15 protein-coding genes are annotated in these 15,854 nt (G+C 37.6%); 13 read left to right on the plus strand and 2 right to left on the minus strand.

All coding sequences use genetic code 11. The annotated features are described in order from the left end of the window. The first annotated feature begins 1 nt into the window (after nucleotide 1). Nucleotides 2-1,318: a DNA recombination protein RmuC gene (locus CDA10_RS07245; protein WP_089604935.1), complete on the plus strand. Its 1,317-nt coding sequence runs from the start codon at nucleotides 2-4 to the stop codon at nucleotides 1,316-1,318. A gap of 46 nt (nucleotides 1,319-1,364) precedes the next feature. Continuing rightward, nucleotides 1,365-1,946, plus strand: coding sequence for a hypothetical protein (locus CDA10_RS07250; protein WP_089604936.1), 582 nt, complete (start codon nucleotides 1,365-1,367; stop codon nucleotides 1,944-1,946). A 143-nt stretch (nucleotides 1,947-2,089) separates the two neighbouring features. Here CDA10_RS07250 and CDA10_RS07255 read toward each other — a convergent pair whose 3' ends face one another. Together CDA10_RS07255 and CDA10_RS07260 are read right to left on the minus strand one after the other, a co-directional pair. After that, the gene (locus tag CDA10_RS07255; protein ID WP_089604937.1) at nucleotides 2,090-3,406 is read right to left on the minus strand and encodes a peptidylprolyl isomerase; all 1,317 of its coding nucleotides are present in this window, start codon (nucleotides 3,404-3,406) and stop codon (nucleotides 2,090-2,092) included. After that, entirely contained in the window at nucleotides 3,406-5,841 is a 2,436-nt protein-coding gene (locus CDA10_RS07260; RefSeq protein WP_089604938.1) for an LPS-assembly protein LptD, read from the minus strand. The genes CDA10_RS07255 and CDA10_RS07260 overlap by 1 nt, the downstream gene beginning before the upstream one ends. A gap of 119 nt (nucleotides 5,842-5,960) precedes the next feature. Here CDA10_RS07260 and CDA10_RS07265 point away from each other — a divergent pair, with 119 nt between their 5' ends. The 11 genes from CDA10_RS07265 to CDA10_RS07315 all read left to right on the plus strand — a co-directional run bounded on the left by CDA10_RS07265 (nucleotide 5,961) and on the right by CDA10_RS07315 (nucleotide 15,836). Further along, nucleotides 5,961-6,974 carry an aminoglycoside phosphotransferase family protein gene (locus tag CDA10_RS07265; RefSeq protein ID WP_089604939.1) on the plus strand — a complete coding sequence of 338 codons (1,014 nt, stop codon included), beginning with the start codon at nucleotides 5,961-5,963 and terminating at the stop codon, nucleotides 6,972-6,974. Beyond that, nucleotides 6,974-7,663 carry an N-acetylmuramate alpha-1-phosphate uridylyltransferase MurU gene (murU, locus tag CDA10_RS07270; protein ID WP_089604940.1) on the plus strand — a complete coding sequence of 230 codons (690 nt, stop codon included), beginning with the start codon at nucleotides 6,974-6,976 and terminating at the stop codon, nucleotides 7,661-7,663. The genes CDA10_RS07265 and murU overlap by 1 nt, the downstream gene beginning before the upstream one ends. A gap of 138 nt (nucleotides 7,664-7,801) precedes the next feature. Then, nucleotides 7,802-8,434, plus strand: coding sequence for a 16S rRNA (guanine(527)-N(7))-methyltransferase RsmG (rsmG, locus tag CDA10_RS07275; RefSeq protein ID WP_089604941.1), 633 nt, complete (start codon nucleotides 7,802-7,804; stop codon nucleotides 8,432-8,434). Between the two features lie 25 nt (nucleotides 8,435-8,459). Next, nucleotides 8,460-9,242 (plus strand): ParA family protein, encoded by a 783-nt coding sequence (locus CDA10_RS07280; RefSeq protein ID WP_089604942.1) that lies wholly within the window; start codon nucleotides 8,460-8,462, stop codon nucleotides 9,240-9,242. Next, nucleotides 9,239-10,129 carry a ParB/RepB/Spo0J family partition protein gene (locus CDA10_RS07285; protein ID WP_089604943.1) on the plus strand — a complete coding sequence of 297 codons (891 nt, stop codon included), beginning with the start codon at nucleotides 9,239-9,241 and terminating at the stop codon, nucleotides 10,127-10,129. Before CDA10_RS07280 ends, CDA10_RS07285 begins: the two co-directional genes overlap by 4 nt. A 42-nt stretch (nucleotides 10,130-10,171) precedes the next feature. Next, on the plus strand, nucleotides 10,172-10,804 hold the full coding sequence (locus tag CDA10_RS07290) for a MotA/TolQ/ExbB proton channel family protein (protein ID WP_089604944.1): 633 nt from the start codon (nucleotides 10,172-10,174) through the stop codon (nucleotides 10,802-10,804). Nucleotides 10,805-10,821: 17 nt separating this feature from the next. Then, nucleotides 10,822-11,244 carry an ExbD/TolR family protein gene (locus CDA10_RS07295; RefSeq protein ID WP_089604945.1) on the plus strand — a complete coding sequence of 141 codons (423 nt, stop codon included), beginning with the start codon at nucleotides 10,822-10,824 and terminating at the stop codon, nucleotides 11,242-11,244. A gap of 3 nt (nucleotides 11,245-11,247) precedes the next feature. Continuing rightward, nucleotides 11,248-12,978, plus strand: a complete 1,731-nt coding sequence (gene msbA / locus CDA10_RS07300; RefSeq protein WP_089604946.1) for a lipid A export permease/ATP-binding protein MsbA — start codon at nucleotides 11,248-11,250, stop codon at nucleotides 12,976-12,978. A gap of 6 nt (nucleotides 12,979-12,984) precedes the next feature. Then, complete coding sequence (gene lpxK / locus CDA10_RS07305; protein WP_089604947.1) at nucleotides 12,985-14,004, plus strand: tetraacyldisaccharide 4'-kinase; 1,020 nt, start codon at nucleotides 12,985-12,987, stop codon at nucleotides 14,002-14,004. After that, nucleotides 14,005-14,775 (plus strand): 3-deoxy-manno-octulosonate cytidylyltransferase, encoded by a 771-nt coding sequence (gene kdsB / locus CDA10_RS07310; RefSeq protein WP_089604948.1) that lies wholly within the window; start codon nucleotides 14,005-14,007, stop codon nucleotides 14,773-14,775. Between the two features lie 80 nt (nucleotides 14,776-14,855). Continuing rightward, a complete protein-coding gene (locus CDA10_RS07315) occupies nucleotides 14,856-15,836 on the plus strand; it encodes a DNA polymerase III subunit delta' C-terminal domain-containing protein (protein ID WP_089604949.1) in 981 nt (326 codons plus the stop codon). The last annotated feature ends 18 nt before the right edge of the window (nucleotides 15,837-15,854 follow it).

Here is a 15,854-nt window from a genome sequence, read left to right on the forward strand (position 1 = left end):
AATGGAACATATAGACATCATCATACTTGTTTGCATAATAATAGTTGCCATATTGCAAATATTGCTTTTATTAAAAAAGTCAGGAAAATTAAATACTGACGATATTTTATCTCCTATAAGTCAATCTTTTGAACGTATTGAAAGATTCACAAGTAATGAACTGGGTAGGAATAGAGAAGAATCTAGCCAGCAATCAAGATTTACACGTGAAGAACTTGGCGGAACAGTTAAGGCCGAATTATTGACGTATGCTCAAACGATGCGTGAAAGCCTTAAACAGATTTCTGATGAACAAACAAAGCATCTAAGTTCGTTTGTGGAACAGATTGGCAATCTAAATCAATCACAAACCCAACAGGCTGAACAGTTAAGAAATAAAATTGAAGAAAAATTGATTAGCCTTCAAAAGGATAATTCGGAACAATTAGAAAAAATGCGTCAAACAGTAGATGAAAAACTACAAGGTACGCTTGAAAAAAGGTTGTCAGAATCCTTTAAGTTGATTAGTGAGCGTTTGGAATCAGTGCACAAAGGGTTAGGCGAGATGCAAGTATTAGCCAGTGGTGTGGGGGATCTTAAAAAGGTTCTAACGAATGTTAAGACTCGTGGTACTTGGGGGGAGGTTCAATTGGGTGCAATGCTGGAGCAGGTTCTTACCATTGATCAATATGAGGCAAATGTTTCAACCAAAGGTAATTCAGAGCGTGTTGAATATGCTGTAAAAATTCCAAGTAAGAATAATGATCAAGATATTGTATGGTTGCCTATTGATGCTAAATTTCCAATGGAATCTTATAGTCGCTTAGTTGAGGCTCAGGATAATGCTGATGCGACTGGCGTTGAATCAGCATTAAAAGAACTTGAATTACGCATTAAACAATGTGCGAATGATATAAGTAGAAAATATATCTCACCACCCGCAACAACAGATTTTGCAATTTTATATTTGCCGACTGAAGGCCTGTTTGCTGAAGTTACAAAGCGATCCAATCTTGTTGATATTGTCCAGCGTGATTATAGAGTCGTATTTGCAGGGCCAACTACATTATGGTCAATATTGAATAGTTTACAGATGGGGTTTAGGACGCTTGCTATTGAAAAGCGCTCAAGTGAAGTATGGAATACATTAGCAGCTGTTAAAACTGAATGGACTAAGTATGGTGACGCTTTAGATAAGGTTAAAAAGAAACTTGAGGAAGCTTCTAATAGTATAGATCAGGCGCAAGTTAGAACCAGAGCGGTTGGAAAGAAATTGAAAGAGGTTCAGGAGTTACCTTCATCTCAGGCAGATAATATTCTTGAATTAGATGAAGATTAAATAATTAAAATAAGCCATTGGTTCGTTATAGGAGATAGCATTGAGTATGAAATACATATTAGGTGCATTTATTATTGTTGTCTTATTAATTGGTTATTTTATCAATAAAAGCAATAAGGAAGATATGGTGAGGTTAAAGCAAGCCGAAGCCGCTCAAAAAGAAAAAATGCAAATTGCTAATGATGACTTTAAAAATGCTGATGTTGCAAAAGAGCGCAAAATAAAGCTTGATAAGGAAATTGTAGAACTACAATCTAAGATGGCAATGGATTATTTGGAGGCTAAGCAAATTTTAGAGTCAAAGAAAATTTCTATTCAAGATCAGGCTTTTTATGCCGATTTGTTTAGTCGTTGGAATGAGGTTGTTCATGTTGCTGCCTCTGTGTCTAGGACTTCATTAGCCCTACCAGTAAAGGAATTACAAGCAATTCGTAGAGAATTAGAAATAAAAGATACACAAAGCTATTGTGAGAGTGAGTTTAAGAATAATCTGGTGACGGCTTATAGCTATACTATTGATGGCTTTTTAGAATTTATGCAAAGCAATGATGCAATGCCTAATACCAATAGTGAACTAGATGAAAAGTATGCTAAAAAAATATCAATATTGATGGAGTATTGTTATTAATTTTTATAAATAAGTTTCAGTAGTAAAGAATACATTTTACTTTGTAAATTAAAATGAATAAACCCGTTTAAAAACTTATTCTAAGACAGAATATGGAGCGATAAAAAACCAGTTGTTTCAACTGGTTTTTTATCGCTTAACCTCTAGCTTCCGTTCTTTTTAGGATCTAAGCTTGGGTCTTTAATTTCGATATACGTATTTGCACGTAGTTCTCGGATCCAGCTATCAAATTCAGATTCGAACTGGCGTTCGCCTAATATCTGACGTGCCATACGCTTTTGATATTCACTGGTCATATCTTGTTGACGCGTTTCTGAAACTTGTAAAATATGCCATCCGAACTGTGTTTCAAAAGGTTTGCTGACTTCGCCAACAGTGGCGCTTTGCATCGTTTTATCAAACTCAGGCACCATCATACCTGGGCTAACCCAACCTAGGCTACCACCATCACGTGCTGAACCTGGGTCATTTGAATAGGTTGAAGCAAGTGTGGCAAAATCTTCACCAGCTTTTAAGCGGTTATAAATGCTATCGATCATTTGTTTTGCATTTTCAGGACTGACCACTTCTGATGTTTTGATCAGAATATGACGAGTGCTGTATTGTGGAACCAAAGCTTTTTGATCATTAGATTTCTTTTCAATCAGCTTTAGGATGTGAATACCATCTTTGGCTTGAATCAAATCAGTGGTTTGTCCTGCTTGTAATGTACTTACACGCGCAGCGAGTTCAGCTGGGATGTCTGAGAGTGGGCGGAAGCCCATATCAGCACCGTCAACCTTGATCTGAGCTGTAGTGAATTTTTTTGCTATAGCATTTACATCATTACTGTTTTTTAAATCTGTACGAACAGATTTAGCTATATTCTCAAGATCAGCAACTGGTGCATCAGCTGCAATACGCATATGTAGTACATGCGCCTGACTGCCGACAGCAGCTTGACCTTCAGGGGATTTTAAGAAGTTTTCAATATCTAGGTCAGTGATTTTAATACGGGACATGACTTGTTGTTGACTTAGTTTTTGAATCAATAAATCCTCAGAAACTCGGTTACGTAGTAATTCATAAGTGCCCGGTGAAACTGAATCTAATTTTTGTTGAAACGCTTCTAATGAGTTAGAGCCAGACTGTTGGGCAATTTTCAAAACCGCTTCATTTAGACTTTTTTCATCAGACTTTAAGCCATATTTTTTAACCAGTTCAAGCTGTGCATCATGAGTAATCAGTTGATTTAGAACTTGAGCTTGTAAAATATTTTGTGGTGGAATTTCTTTTTTCTGTGATTGAAGTTTATGTGTGGCTTCAGCAACACCTTGATCCAAATCACTTTTTAAAATAGCAGTTGCACCAACAATGGCAACGATCTGATCGTTAGGTGCCGCATAAGAGAAAGCAGATGCTGAGATGAGTAAAGCTAAGCTCGAAGCTTTAAACAATTTTTTAAATTTTTGCGTCTTCATTAATGTGTCCACGATTGATTAGCTTTATCAAAACCTAAAATACGATTTTCAAGTAATGAGCTTAATTTGTTGTTCAAACCACCAAGTCCTTTTAAGGTAAGTTCTGCCATCACTGCGCGTTTAGGTGAAACGGAAGAATCAGTGACATCATCAAGGTCATTGAAATAAGAGCGACCATAGACAGATATGCCCCAACAACAAGATTCATAATTCACACCTAATAAGTATTCACGTGCAACATGGTTGTCAAGATCATATTGAATGTGTCCCATGATGCGCCAGTTGTCTTTAATCGGCTGCATAAATGATGCAACTGCTTGATCATATTTATCTTGACGATCTGGAAGGTTATTTCGATAGAAGTAACCGACATTGTAAAGATTGCCTTGCTCACCTGTGTAATACACTTGGAAGTCGTGTTGTGCGCTATCGCCATTCGACATCCAAGCAGAGTTCGTACTCAAGGTAAAATTCTGAGAAAGTTGGCTAGAAAGGCTAATGACAGGGCCGGTGCGCTTTTCTTTATCAATATTGTCGGTGTTATTAAGTAAGGTAACTCTTCGGTCATCAAAATAATAACTTTGTCCGAGACTGGCACGTAAACGTTCTAAACCGACTGTATCAAAGAGGCTATAACTTAGACCTAAAGATAAAAAGTTATTGTCTTCTAAACGGTCATGTCCATAAAAACGATATGGACTAAACAGTTGGTCATAATTGATAGAGGCAGAGGTCGAATCAAAGTTCGGGTTACCATTTTGTTTTTCATACGGAGCGTAGGCGTAGAAAGCACGTGGTGTAATTGTTTGTAGGAATTTACCTTCTTTCTCAAAGGTTAAACCTGTGTCCAAAGTAAATTGAGGAACAACAATCGACTTGGTCTTGTTATCTGTACCCAGCCTTTGTTCTGTTTCTTGGTCGTAGAATGTATTTAAACTACGAACAGAAACTTCTGGAATCGCAAATGCCCATGGATTACGGAAATTATATCGTGTCGCGAATTGGTTGTATAAACGTGTACCACTTGGCTGGCTAACATCTGTTGTGTCATTGATATCTTTTTGGAAATAAGCCGTATCGTTATTAAACTCGTATTCTAAACCTTGTGGATTACCTGTAACGTAGTTTAATAAAAATTGCGGCAATCGTGCATACGGCTTATCAATATCTTGAATAGTATCATCCAAAGTCTGGAAATCTTCGACTTTTAACTGTGCTTTTAAACCAGGAATGCCATGTGCATAATTTAATTCCCAAGCACGACGTTGATTCAGCTCTGTTCTAGAGTTTGGATTGTTATCTAGATCAGAAAAGAAGTCTTTATCCGATACGTAGTTATATTCTAAATTGGTTGTCCATTGGTTGTTAATTTGCCAGTTATGCAAAAAGTGAAAATCTTTACGGTCTTTATCTTGGTATTCACGATCTGAGGGTAAATAACTCCCCCAAACACTTCCTTTGCCATAATTTTCAGTCAGATAACGGAATTCGCCTTGAGCGAATATGCCGCGATCTGTAATCAGTCTTGGTGTAATTGTTGCGTCATAATTCGGTGCAAGATTTAGATAAACAGGCACAGCCAGTTCAAAGCCACCATCATTGGTAAAGCCAAAACCTGGATTTAAAATCCCTGTGGTACGACGATCATCGATAGGAAAGTTAAAATATGGCACAGCAAGTACCGGTACATCTTTAACATAAATTTTTGTGCCGCGTGTTATACCACGACCTGTATCCTGATCTAATTCAATTTGATTGGCTTGAATTTTCCAAGTTGGTTTTTCATCAGGAGGGCAAGTGGTATAGCTTGCATTTTCTAAAATAATTTTCGTAGGTGATGTTCTGTTGATCTTATTGGCATGACCATGCGCATGTGTCACTTCAGCGATGTAAAAACTATTATTTAACTGACCTGTTTCATCTTTTAGGTTGTAATCAATCTGGTCACTTTGTGCGATGATTCCGCCTTGAGCCATTTGCACATTACCTTTGGCTTTCGCAAAAGTCTGTGTCTTATCAATGGTGACTTCATCTGCACGAATCATTCGCCCAGATTGGTCAATGACGACATCACCTGAAAGTATTGAGTCGCCATTGGGATTGAAATATCCTTTATCTGCTGTAATGACAGATGAAGCTTCTTGCGGATTAATCGTTTTTGACTGATTACTAAAAGGCGTGATCCATACACCTTCACAATAACGATTGTTTGGGCTTTTAACGTCGCGTAATTGAGCTTCAGGGGTATTTTTGTCGACATAATATTGCTCAAAGAAGTTTTGCCCTGCATAACTTTCTTTGATGGCAGCATTGAGTTGCGTATTATTGACTTCAGAAGCAGTATTTGTTGATTCTGCATAGCTGGATACTGAACTTCCACAAAGTAGTGTCAAAATAGCAGTCGCTAAAGGATTAAATTTAAACTGATGCTTCATTTGTCTCATTAACCAAATATGCTAATCGCAATTAATTATTGTCGCATCATAGAGAAAAAGTCGATAAGTAGCTACACTTAACACTTCAAAAATTCAGCCTGAATTAGATTAAATTGCAAATGAATACACAACGTGAACAATTGATACAAGCATGGTTAACATCAGTACTCAATTCAAAACAATTTGAAATCCATTTTTTAGCAGGCGATGCGAGTTTCCGTCGTTATGCACGAATTATATTGAATAATAAAACATTTATGCTCATGGATGCACCTCCTGAGAAGGAAGATTGTCGTCCTTTTGTGTCTATTGATGAATTCTTTGACACAAATGGTGTACGTGTCCCACATATTGTTGCGAAAGACTTGGAAAATGGCTTTCTATTATTAGAAGATTTTGGTGATGTTTTGCTGTCAACGCAGTTGAATGATCAAACTGTAGACGCACATTATGCGCAAAGCTTTAAACAATTAGTACAGCTACAATCGATTGCTGAGACTTCACATTTACCTGAATATGCATATGAAAAACTCATTTCGGAAATGGAGTTGCTGACCGATTGGTTATTACCTTCATTGAGTATTCAACCAACAGTTGACGAACTTGCACTGATCAAACGTACTTTTGCGATTTTGGCCAATGCTGCTTTGGCGCAGCCTCAAGTGATTGTACATCGTGATTTCCATAGTCGTAATTTGATGATTTTGGACGGTGAAACTGAACAAGGTGTGATTGATTTTCAGGATGCTGTGATTGGTGCAGATACTTACGATCTGATCTCAATTACCCGTGATGCCTATGTGCAATGGAATCCTGAGCGTGTTTATCAATGGTTTGAAGTGTTTTATAACTTGCTTCCTGCAACTGCAAAACAAGATCGTGATTTTGAGCAGTTTAAACAAGATGCAGACTTTATGGCAATTCAACGTCATATCAAAATTTTAGGTATCTTTGTCCGTTTATTTGAGCGTGATGGAAAGTCAGGCTATCTCAAAGATTTACCGCGTGTGATGTGGTATTTAGTTGAAGAATCGAAACCATATGCAGAATTACAACCTTTTATGCAGTTTATCAATGCTAAGGTATTGCCTAAATTTGAAGAAAAATATGGAAAATATGAGGTTGTAGCATAATGAAGGCAATGATTTTAGCTGCGGGTTTAGGTAATCGCATGCGACCATTAACTTTATATAGACCTAAACCACTTTTAGAAGTAGGTGGAAAGGCACTGATCGTATGGCATATCGAAAAGTTAAAAGCGATTGGCGTAACGGAAATTGTGATTAATTCTGCATGGTTAGCGGATCAGTTGATTGGTACTTTAGGTGATGGTTCTCAGTTCGGAGTAAGCATTCGTTGGACACGTGAAGACAAGGGCTTAGAAACCGCAGGTGGAATCATCAATGCATTACCATTATTGGGCGTTGAGCCTTTTATTTTGGTGAATGGTGATGTTTGGACTACTTTTGATTTTGCTTCATTATTAAATGTAGATTTAGATGATGATTTAGCTCACTTGGTTTTTGTAAACAATCCTGAGCAGCATCCAAATGGCGATTTTACCTTGTTAGATAATCGTGCATATACTTTTGATCAGGAAAAGCAAGGTGAGAATCTCACTTATAGCGGGGTTGCTGTGATTAATCCAAAAATGTTTGACGGTTTAGAAACGGGTAAACGACCACTTGCACCATTGCTCAAACAAGGCATGTTAGATGGTAAAATTTCTGCTGAAAAAATGCAGGCAGCTTGGGTTGATGTGGGTACACCAGAGCGTTTAACTGCACTAGATTTGCAAATTAGACAAGGTAACTATGTTTAAGCGTGGGTTAGCTGAGGATTAACTGCATTTAAGTACGAATAAATCTGCTTAAGTGCATATTAACTCGTCATTAACTACTGTTCCACGGGCAAGAAATCGGTATACTTTCAACTAATTTTTTAGAGATGTTATTTGATTATGCATCCATTTTTTCAAGAGTTAAAGCAAGGCAGTCAAAAGCTTGGCTTAAAACTAAGTGATGAAGCATTGGGGTTGTTACTACAATACCAAGATGCGCTCGTGCTGTGGAACAAAGCTTATAATCTAACAGCGATTCGTGATCCAAAAGAAATGTTGGTGAAACATTTATTAGATAGTTTAAGTATTTTAAATGATTTGCCAGCAGGTCGTTTACTGGATATCGGTACAGGTGGTGGTATGCCTGGAATGATCATTGCATTATGCCAGCCTGAACGCCAATGTGTTTTATTGGATTCAAATGGTAAGAAAATTCGTTTTCTAAAACAATTTATTGCAGACCTAAAATTAAAAAATGTGATTGCAGTTCAAACTCGTGTTGAAAATGAAGACAGCATTGATGAACTCGGTCAATTTGATGTAATCACCAGTCGTGCTTTTGCATCATTGACAGATTTTGTGGCAGCTTCACAACCATATATGCATGACAGCAGTATTATTGCGTCTATGAAAGGTTTGATTCCAACAGAAGAAGTTGATGCATTAAAAGATCAATTCAGTTGCGATATTATTGAATTACACGTACCAAGACTTGATGAACAACGTCACTTACTTTTATTAAAACAGATCTAAAAAACAGACAAGGATTGGGGTTACCATGGCTCAAATTATTGCTATCGCAAACCAAAAAGGTGGCGTCGGTAAAACCACGACAGCAGTGAATTTGGCTGCATCTTTGGCAGTCTTAAAAAAACGTGTGCTATTGGTAGATATGGACTCGCAAGGCAATGCCACAATGGGTTCAGGTATTCAAAAAAACGATTTATTGTATTCTGTAACTGATGTTCTATTGGGCGAAACACCGATCGAAACGGCGATTACTAAAGCAGAAGTCGGTTATAAAGTTTTAGGTTCTAATCGTGATTTAGCAGGTGTAGAGCTTGTTATTGCTGAGCAAGAAGGTCGTGAGTTTATTCTCCGTGATGCATTACAAAAAATTGAAAAAGATTTTGACTATATTATTGTTGACTGTGCACCGAGTTTGAGTTTGATTACAGTCAATGCGTTGGCTGCTGTGCACAGTGTAATGATTCCAATGCAATGTGAATATTATGCTTTGGAAGGTTTGGCAGATTTAACCCAAACCATTGATAAAATTCAGCAAGCTTTAAACCCAGACTTAGAAATTATTGGTGTTTTACGTACGATGTATGATGCACGTAATGCGTTGACTCGTGATGTTTCTAGTGAGTTGGAACAATATTTTGGTAAGAAACTTTATGATACAGTGATTCCGCGAAATGTACGTTTGGCAGAAGCACCTGCACATGGCTTACCGATTATCTATTTTGAAAAAAGCTCTAAAGGTGCAATTGCATATTTAAATTTAGCAGCTGAAATGTTGAAAAAAAGTAAAGTGAAAAAAGGAAGTAAAGCATGACCGTAAAAAAAAGAGGCTTGGCGAAGGGTCGTGGCTTAGATGCATTATTAGGTTCTATTCAAAAAGAAAAATTACAGCTTGAAGTTCAAGCGCTTGATCATGGTCAATTAAAGCAAATTGAGGTGACTCAATTAAAGCGTGGTACTTATCAACCACGTCGCTTTATTAATGAACAAGACTTGCAAGAGCTTGCAGCATCAATTAAAAAACATGGTGTGATGCAACCCATCGTTATTCGCCCAATTGATGATGAAGAATATGCTTATGAAATCATTGCAGGTGAGCGTCGTTGGAGAGCAGCTCAGATTGCTGGATTGACGGAAATACCTGCAATTGTCCGTGATCTAACCGACCAAGTCGCTATTGCATTAGCTTTAATTGAAAACATTCAGCGCCAAGATTTGAATCCAATCGATCAAGCTTTGGCATTGCAGCGTTTTCATGAAGAATTTGGTTTGAGCCATCAAGAAATTGCGGATACTGTAGGTAAGGCGCGTACGACAGTGAGTAATTTACTACGATTACTCAGTCTTGAAGAAGAAATTAAAGAATTGATGCAACAAGGTCAGATTGATATGGGGCATGCCCGTGCAATCTTGACCATGAAAGCCAAAGACCAATTACAAATTGCAAAAATTGTGATTGAAAAAAGCTTGTCAGTGCGTCAAACAGAACAATTGGTTCGTGATTGGAATGAGCCAAAACAGGAGAAATCTAAAGACCCACAAGCACCTGATGTGCAACAGCTTACACAAAAGCTGTCTGAACGTTTTAGTGCAAGTGTGAAATTAGATTACAACAAGCAAGGTAAAGGAAAATTAGTGATTAGCTATAATTCATTGGATGAATTAGATGGTATTTTAAATATCTGTTTAGCAGAAAAATAATTTTTAAAACGGTTTAACTAACGTGTTATTGGGGAACTTAAGATGTGGGAACTTGTAAAGGCAGGTGGCTGGTTAATGCTGCCATTGGTTTTATGTTCAATTTTTACTGTCGCAATCTCGATCGAGAGGTTTATACGGTTAAAACGCTCTTTGGTTCTCCCTAAAGCGTTAATGATGCAAAAAGGGCGTAGTCTAGATGATGTTTTGGATGTTATAGAACAAGATAAATCTGCTGGTCAAACATCATTGGGTTATATTTTTAAAGATGGAATTGATGCTTATCCTCAAGGCGAGGATTATGCACGTGCGCAAATGGAAGCAACTGCATCGCGTGAAATTGGCTATTTAGAAAAAAATATTAATTTTTTAGGTACCTTAAGTGCTGTTGCACCATTATTGGGTTTGTTGGGAACAGTTGTCGGAATTATTGAATCATTTTTGGTGATTGACTTAGGTTCGACTGCAAATCCAACTATGATGATTCCGGGGATTTCTAAAGCATTAATCACGACTGCCGCGGGTATGGTCATCGCGATTCCTGCTTTATTTGCTTATCGTTATTTTCAACGTTTAGTTCAAGAATATGTGGCTGAATTGGAACAACAATCAACTTTATTCCACGCTTCATTATTCTTTCAAAAACACCATGAAAAAGATCAGAAAAAAGCTGGTTAATCCTAAGGGGTGTTTAGATGAAATTTAAACGTAAAGCAGTAGAAGATATTCATATCAATCTCACACCAATGATTGATTGCTTGCTCTTTATTTTGGTGATTTTGTTGCTAACGACGACATTCAATCAACAAAGTCGTATTAACTTATCGTTACCAGATGCACAAGGTGTTCCACCAAAAGAATATAAAAACAAGATTGAAGTCATGGTAGACTCATCGGGACATTATGCAGTGAATGGTCAGGCACTTTCGAGTAAAGAGGGTGCGGATTTAAGCACAGCAATTAAACAAGCAGCCAATGATCGTCGTGATTTGATGTTTATCATTGCTGCGGATGCAAAAGCAACACATCAAGACGTTATACGAGTTATGGATGTCGCAGGACAGCTAGGATTTGTGAATGTCAACATTAGTACTAAAGTTCCATCCCGAGGTTATTAATCAGTGAAGCAAGATTTTAAGGTCTATATTCGCCTTTTATCGTATTTAAAACCATATTGGGGGATCGCCTTATTAGTTGTTGTCGGGTTTGGGATTAATGCAGCGACAGAGGTTTCTGTTGCTAAATTGCTGAAATATATTATTGATGCAATTCAAGGTGGTAACCGAGGTGATTTAGACTGGTTCCCTATTTTAATTGTGTTACTTATTTTCTTCCGTGGTTTAGGCTTATTTATGGGAGGCTACTTTACAGCAGTCATCTCTAGAAGCCTGGTATTTAGTATCCGTCAAGAAATATACGCAAAGCTTTTAAAACTTCCATCACAATATTACTTAGATAATTCATCGGGTCATATTACTGCAAAGATTATGTACAACGTGGAGCAGTTGACCGCAGCTTCATCAGAGTCATTAAAAATCTTAGTTCGTGATGGTGCTATTACGCTTGGTTTAATGGGCTATTTGCTTTATACCAATTGGCGTTTAACGCTGTGTATCTTTATTTGTGTTCCGATTATTGGAATCTTGGTGCGTAAAGCGTCTAAGCGTTTGCGTAAGCTTTCTCTGCAAGTGCAAAACACTATGGGCGATGTCAATCACATCGTACAAGAAACTGTGACTGGAAATGCAGTGGTAAAGAGCTTTGCTGGTGAAGAAAGTGAACAGCAACGCTTTTATAAGTCCTCACAAGAAAACTTAAAACGTGGCTTGAAAATGGTTGTGGTTCAAAACCTCAATAGCCCACTTGTACAGTTGGTGATGGCTTTTGCTTTGAGTATTATTATTTGGTTGGCATTACGTCCACAAATTTTAGGAAATACTTCAGCGGGTGAATTTGTTGCGTTTATTACTGCGGCAGGTTTGTTGGCTAAGCCAGTAAAAAGTTTGACTGATATTAACGAAAAGTTGCAACGCGGAATGGCTGCGGCTTATTCAGTATTTGAGCTGTTAGATCTTCCTCAAGAAGAAAATACAGGAACACTTCAACCTACTTTACAAGGTGCAATTAAATTTGAACATGTAGATTTGGTTTATAAAGATAATGTTAAAGCCATACAAAATTTTAATTTAGACATTCGCGCTGGGCAAACAGTCGCTTTAGTGGGGCGTTCTGGTGCCGGAAAGTCTTCTTTGGTGAATATGTTGGTGCGTTTTCAAGAACGGAGTGCAGGGCAAATTTATCTTGACCAAATCCCAATTCAAGATATTGAACTGACCTGTTTACGTTCTCAAGTCGCTATGGTAAATCAGCAAGTGGTGTTGTTTGATCGAACTGTGCGTGAAAATATTGCGTATGGGCAATTAAATAAAGCAACGGATGAACAGGTTATTGCAGCGGCAAAAGCAGCCTATGCGCATGAGTTTATTATGGCTTTACCGCAAGGTTATGATACACCTTTAGGTGCTCAAGGTTTGAGTTTATCTGGTGGGCAGCGTCAGCGTATAGCAATTGCACGTGCTATTTTAAAAGATGCGCCTATCTTAATTTTGGATGAAGCAACGAGTGCTTTAGATAATGAGTCAGAGCATTTTATTCAAAAAGCTTTTGATGCAGCAATGCAGGATCGTGATCGTACAACAATCGTGATTGCACATCGTTTATCGACGATTGAAAACGCTGACTTGATTGTAGTTATGGATAAAGGGCGTATTATTGAGCAGGGTACACATGTTGAACTGTTAGCTCAGCAAGGCGCTTATTATCAACTTCATCAACGTAATTTTGAGGAATAACTGTACATGGCTATTGCGCAAATCATTCAAAATGCTTGGAATAAAAAAGCCAAGTGGTTGATTGTGTTGCGCCCATTGTCATGGCTTTATCAGTTTGGTTTTGGTTTAAATAAAAAATTATATCAGTACGGTCTTAAACGTAAGTTTAAAGCACCCATTCCAGTGATGATCATTGGAAATATTACTGTTGGCGGCAGTGGTAAGACACCATTACTGATTCAGCTGGTTAAATATCTTCAACAGCATCAGGTTCGAGTCGGTGTGATTAGTCGTGGCTATGGCGGGCAGGGCCCTTTTCCTGCTTTAGTGGGTTTGGAGTCTGTACCTGAAAGTGTCGGTGATGAACCATGTTTAATTGTTCAATCCACCCATGTTCCGATGGCAGTGGGTGGAAATCGCCAAGCGACCATTGAGTTGTTGCTAAAACAGTATGATCTAGATTTGATCATTAGTGATGATGGTTTGCAGCATTGGGCTTTAGCGCGTCAAATTGAATGGATTGTCTTGGACAATAATCGTGGTTTAGGTAATCAAAGGATATTGCCGGAAGGTTATCTGCGTGAACCAGTCAGCCGTTTAAAACACAGTACTGTAATTGAGCATGCACAACACCCACAGTCAGATTTAAATATGCATTTAGAGGTTGCAGAACCTTATTTGCTAAATCCGCTTTTTGATCAGTCTGAACAATTTAATCCGAATCAAGATTTTTATGCAGTGGTAGGTATTGGCTTTCCGCAACGCTTTTATAATACTTTGGAAGACATAGGTGTTCGTCAGTTTCAATGTCATGAATTCCCTGATCATTATGATTATGAAATTGATGACCTGCAATTTGAGGATTTAACCCCTATTATTACAACTGAAAAAGATGCTGTTAAAATATTACCCTTGTTAAATAAACATCCTTCATTTAATCGTGAAATCTGGATTGTTCCAGTTGAAGCGGTATTATCTGAACCATGTTATCAGTTACTTCATAAACAACTTACCCAACTTGGTATTGATTTAATACAAGGTTATTAAATGAAACATATTGTTATTCCTGCTCGTTTTGCAAGCTCACGCTTACCCGGAAAACCACTTTTAGAAATACACGGTCGTGCTATGATTTTACGTGTCGTGGATCAGGCTAGAAAAGTACAGGGTTTCGATGATTTATGTGTTGCTACAGATGATCAACGTATTGTTGATTTATGTCGCGCTGAAGGCGTTGATGTGGTGATAACCAGTCCAAACCATCCTTCAGGTACAGATCGTTTAAGTGAAGTGGCTCGAATGAAAGGTTGGGCGGAAGACGATATTATTGTCAATGTGCAGGGTGATGAGCCTTTATTACCTGCTGAGTTGGTGATTCAAGTTGCGAAATTGTTGGAAGAAAAACCACATTGTTCAATGTCAACGCTGTGTGAGCCTATACATCATCTTGAAGAATTTCAGCGTGATAGTATCGTGAAAGTAGTGATGTCAAAGTTCAATGAAGCGTTATATTTTAGTCGTTCAACGATTCCTTATGATCGTGATGGTGTAAAACAGGAAGAGCAAAAGTTACATCAACATGCTTATCGTCATTTGGGCTTATATGCTTACCGTGTAAAACTCCTTCAAGAATATGTAACTTGGGATGTGGGGACTTTGGAGCAATTGGAGAGCCTTGAGCAATTACGCGTATTGGAAAATGCTCATCGTATTGCGATTGATGTTGCTCAAGTGAATTTACCTCCAGGTGTAGATACTCAAGCCGATTTAGATCGCTTAAATGCGATGGATAGATCTTCATTTGCATCATTTGAATGATTTTTTTTATTTTCAATATTAAATGAATGTTTTTTGCTAAATCTTTGTTTTAAATAATGGCTTTTGTAGGTTAAAGATCAATGGATGCTACGCAATCTCAGGTTTATCCATGGCAACAGCCTGTATGGGAAACGCTCACAGGGCGATTTCCACAGTTAGGACATGGCTTATTGTTCTATGGTAAGAAAGGGTGTGGCAAGCATGCTTTTGCACAACATTTTTTGTCTTGGGTATTGTGTCTCAATAAAACCGCAGCTGGTGCTTGTGGTGAGTGTAGTAGTTGTCAGTGGTTAAAATCAGATACCCATCCTAATTATGTCAATATCACAACGGATGAAGACAATAAAAAGCAAAATGCAAAAATTAAGATAGAGAAGATTCGTGATTTATTGCCATTTGTGCAACAAACGGTTGATGGTTGGCGTGTTATCGTTATTCAACCTGCTGAGGCACTGAATATTGCTTCAGCCAATGCACTCTTAAAAACACTCGAAGAACCAGGTGATCGAGTGCTGATTATTCTATTGGCAGATCATTATTTAAAACTTCCAGCGACAATCCGTAGTCGCTTACAGCATTTTGCAATGGATCGTATTACACCTGCTCAATCGGAAGCATACTTAAAACAGCATCTCCCTGTTGAAATACAGTCAAAAATTCCGTTACTCTTAAATTTATCCAATCATATGCCTTTACAAGCTTTATCGCTTGCCCAGTTGGATTGGTTAAATCGTAGAGCTGAATTTTTGCAAGATTGGCAAAGACTGGTTTTACAAAAGAGTATGCCGTTACAGTTTGCAACCAAGTGGAATAAAGAATTAAGTTTTTCTGATTTTTTACAGATGTTTGAATACTTGTTGTCGGATATAATTTGTGTCAAGCTGAACCAAGCAGTTAAAAATGATGATATAGATTTAAGTACAATTGCAGAGCAATATAGTTTGCAAAGTTTATTTTTAATTTATGAAGATTTACAGAAATCTAAGTTAAAAGTAGAGCAAAATGTACAAAGTAATCTCATTATTGATCAATTATCTATTCAATTGATGAATGTGTCATAACATTTGAATATTAAAAGG

Origin of the sequence: Acinetobacter piscicola (assembly GCF_002233755.1) — a bacterium.
Taxonomy (GTDB): Bacteria; Pseudomonadota; Gammaproteobacteria; order Pseudomonadales; family Moraxellaceae; genus Acinetobacter; species Acinetobacter piscicola.

Bases quoted from the DNA above. Each gene is read 5' to 3' on its own strand.
- CDA10_RS07285 (WP_089604943.1), top strand. From the start codon at position 9,239: ATGACCGTAAAAAAAAGAGGCTTGGCGAAGGGTCGTGGCTTAGATGCA.
- CDA10_RS07260 (WP_089604938.1), bottom strand. From the start codon at position 5,841: ATGAAGCATCAGTTTAAATTTAATCCTTTAGCGACTGCTATTTTGACA.
- CDA10_RS07255 (WP_089604937.1), bottom strand. From the start codon at position 3,406: ATGAAGACGCAAAAATTTAAAAAATTGTTTAAAGCTTCGAGCTTAGCT.
- CDA10_RS07250 (WP_089604936.1), top strand. From the start codon at position 1,365: ATGAAATACATATTAGGTGCATTTATTATTGTTGTCTTATTAATTGGT.
- CDA10_RS07245 (WP_089604935.1), top strand. From the start codon at position 2: ATGGAACATATAGACATCATCATACTTGTTTGCATAATAATAGTTGCC.
- lpxK (WP_089604947.1), top strand. From the start codon at position 12,985: ATGGCTATTGCGCAAATCATTCAAAATGCTTGGAATAAAAAAGCCAAG.
- murU (WP_089604940.1), top strand. From the start codon at position 6,974: ATGAAGGCAATGATTTTAGCTGCGGGTTTAGGTAATCGCATGCGACCA.
- rsmG (WP_089604941.1), top strand. From the start codon at position 7,802: ATGCATCCATTTTTTCAAGAGTTAAAGCAAGGCAGTCAAAAGCTTGGC.
- CDA10_RS07315 (WP_089604949.1), top strand. From the start codon at position 14,856: ATGGATGCTACGCAATCTCAGGTTTATCCATGGCAACAGCCTGTATGG.
- kdsB (WP_089604948.1), top strand. From the start codon at position 14,005: ATGAAACATATTGTTATTCCTGCTCGTTTTGCAAGCTCACGCTTACCC.
- CDA10_RS07290 (WP_089604944.1), top strand. From the start codon at position 10,172: ATGTGGGAACTTGTAAAGGCAGGTGGCTGGTTAATGCTGCCATTGGTT.
- CDA10_RS07265 (WP_089604939.1), top strand. From the start codon at position 5,961: ATGAATACACAACGTGAACAATTGATACAAGCATGGTTAACATCAGTA.
- CDA10_RS07295 (WP_089604945.1), top strand. From the start codon at position 10,822: ATGAAATTTAAACGTAAAGCAGTAGAAGATATTCATATCAATCTCACA.
- CDA10_RS07280 (WP_089604942.1), top strand. From the start codon at position 8,460: ATGGCTCAAATTATTGCTATCGCAAACCAAAAAGGTGGCGTCGGTAAA.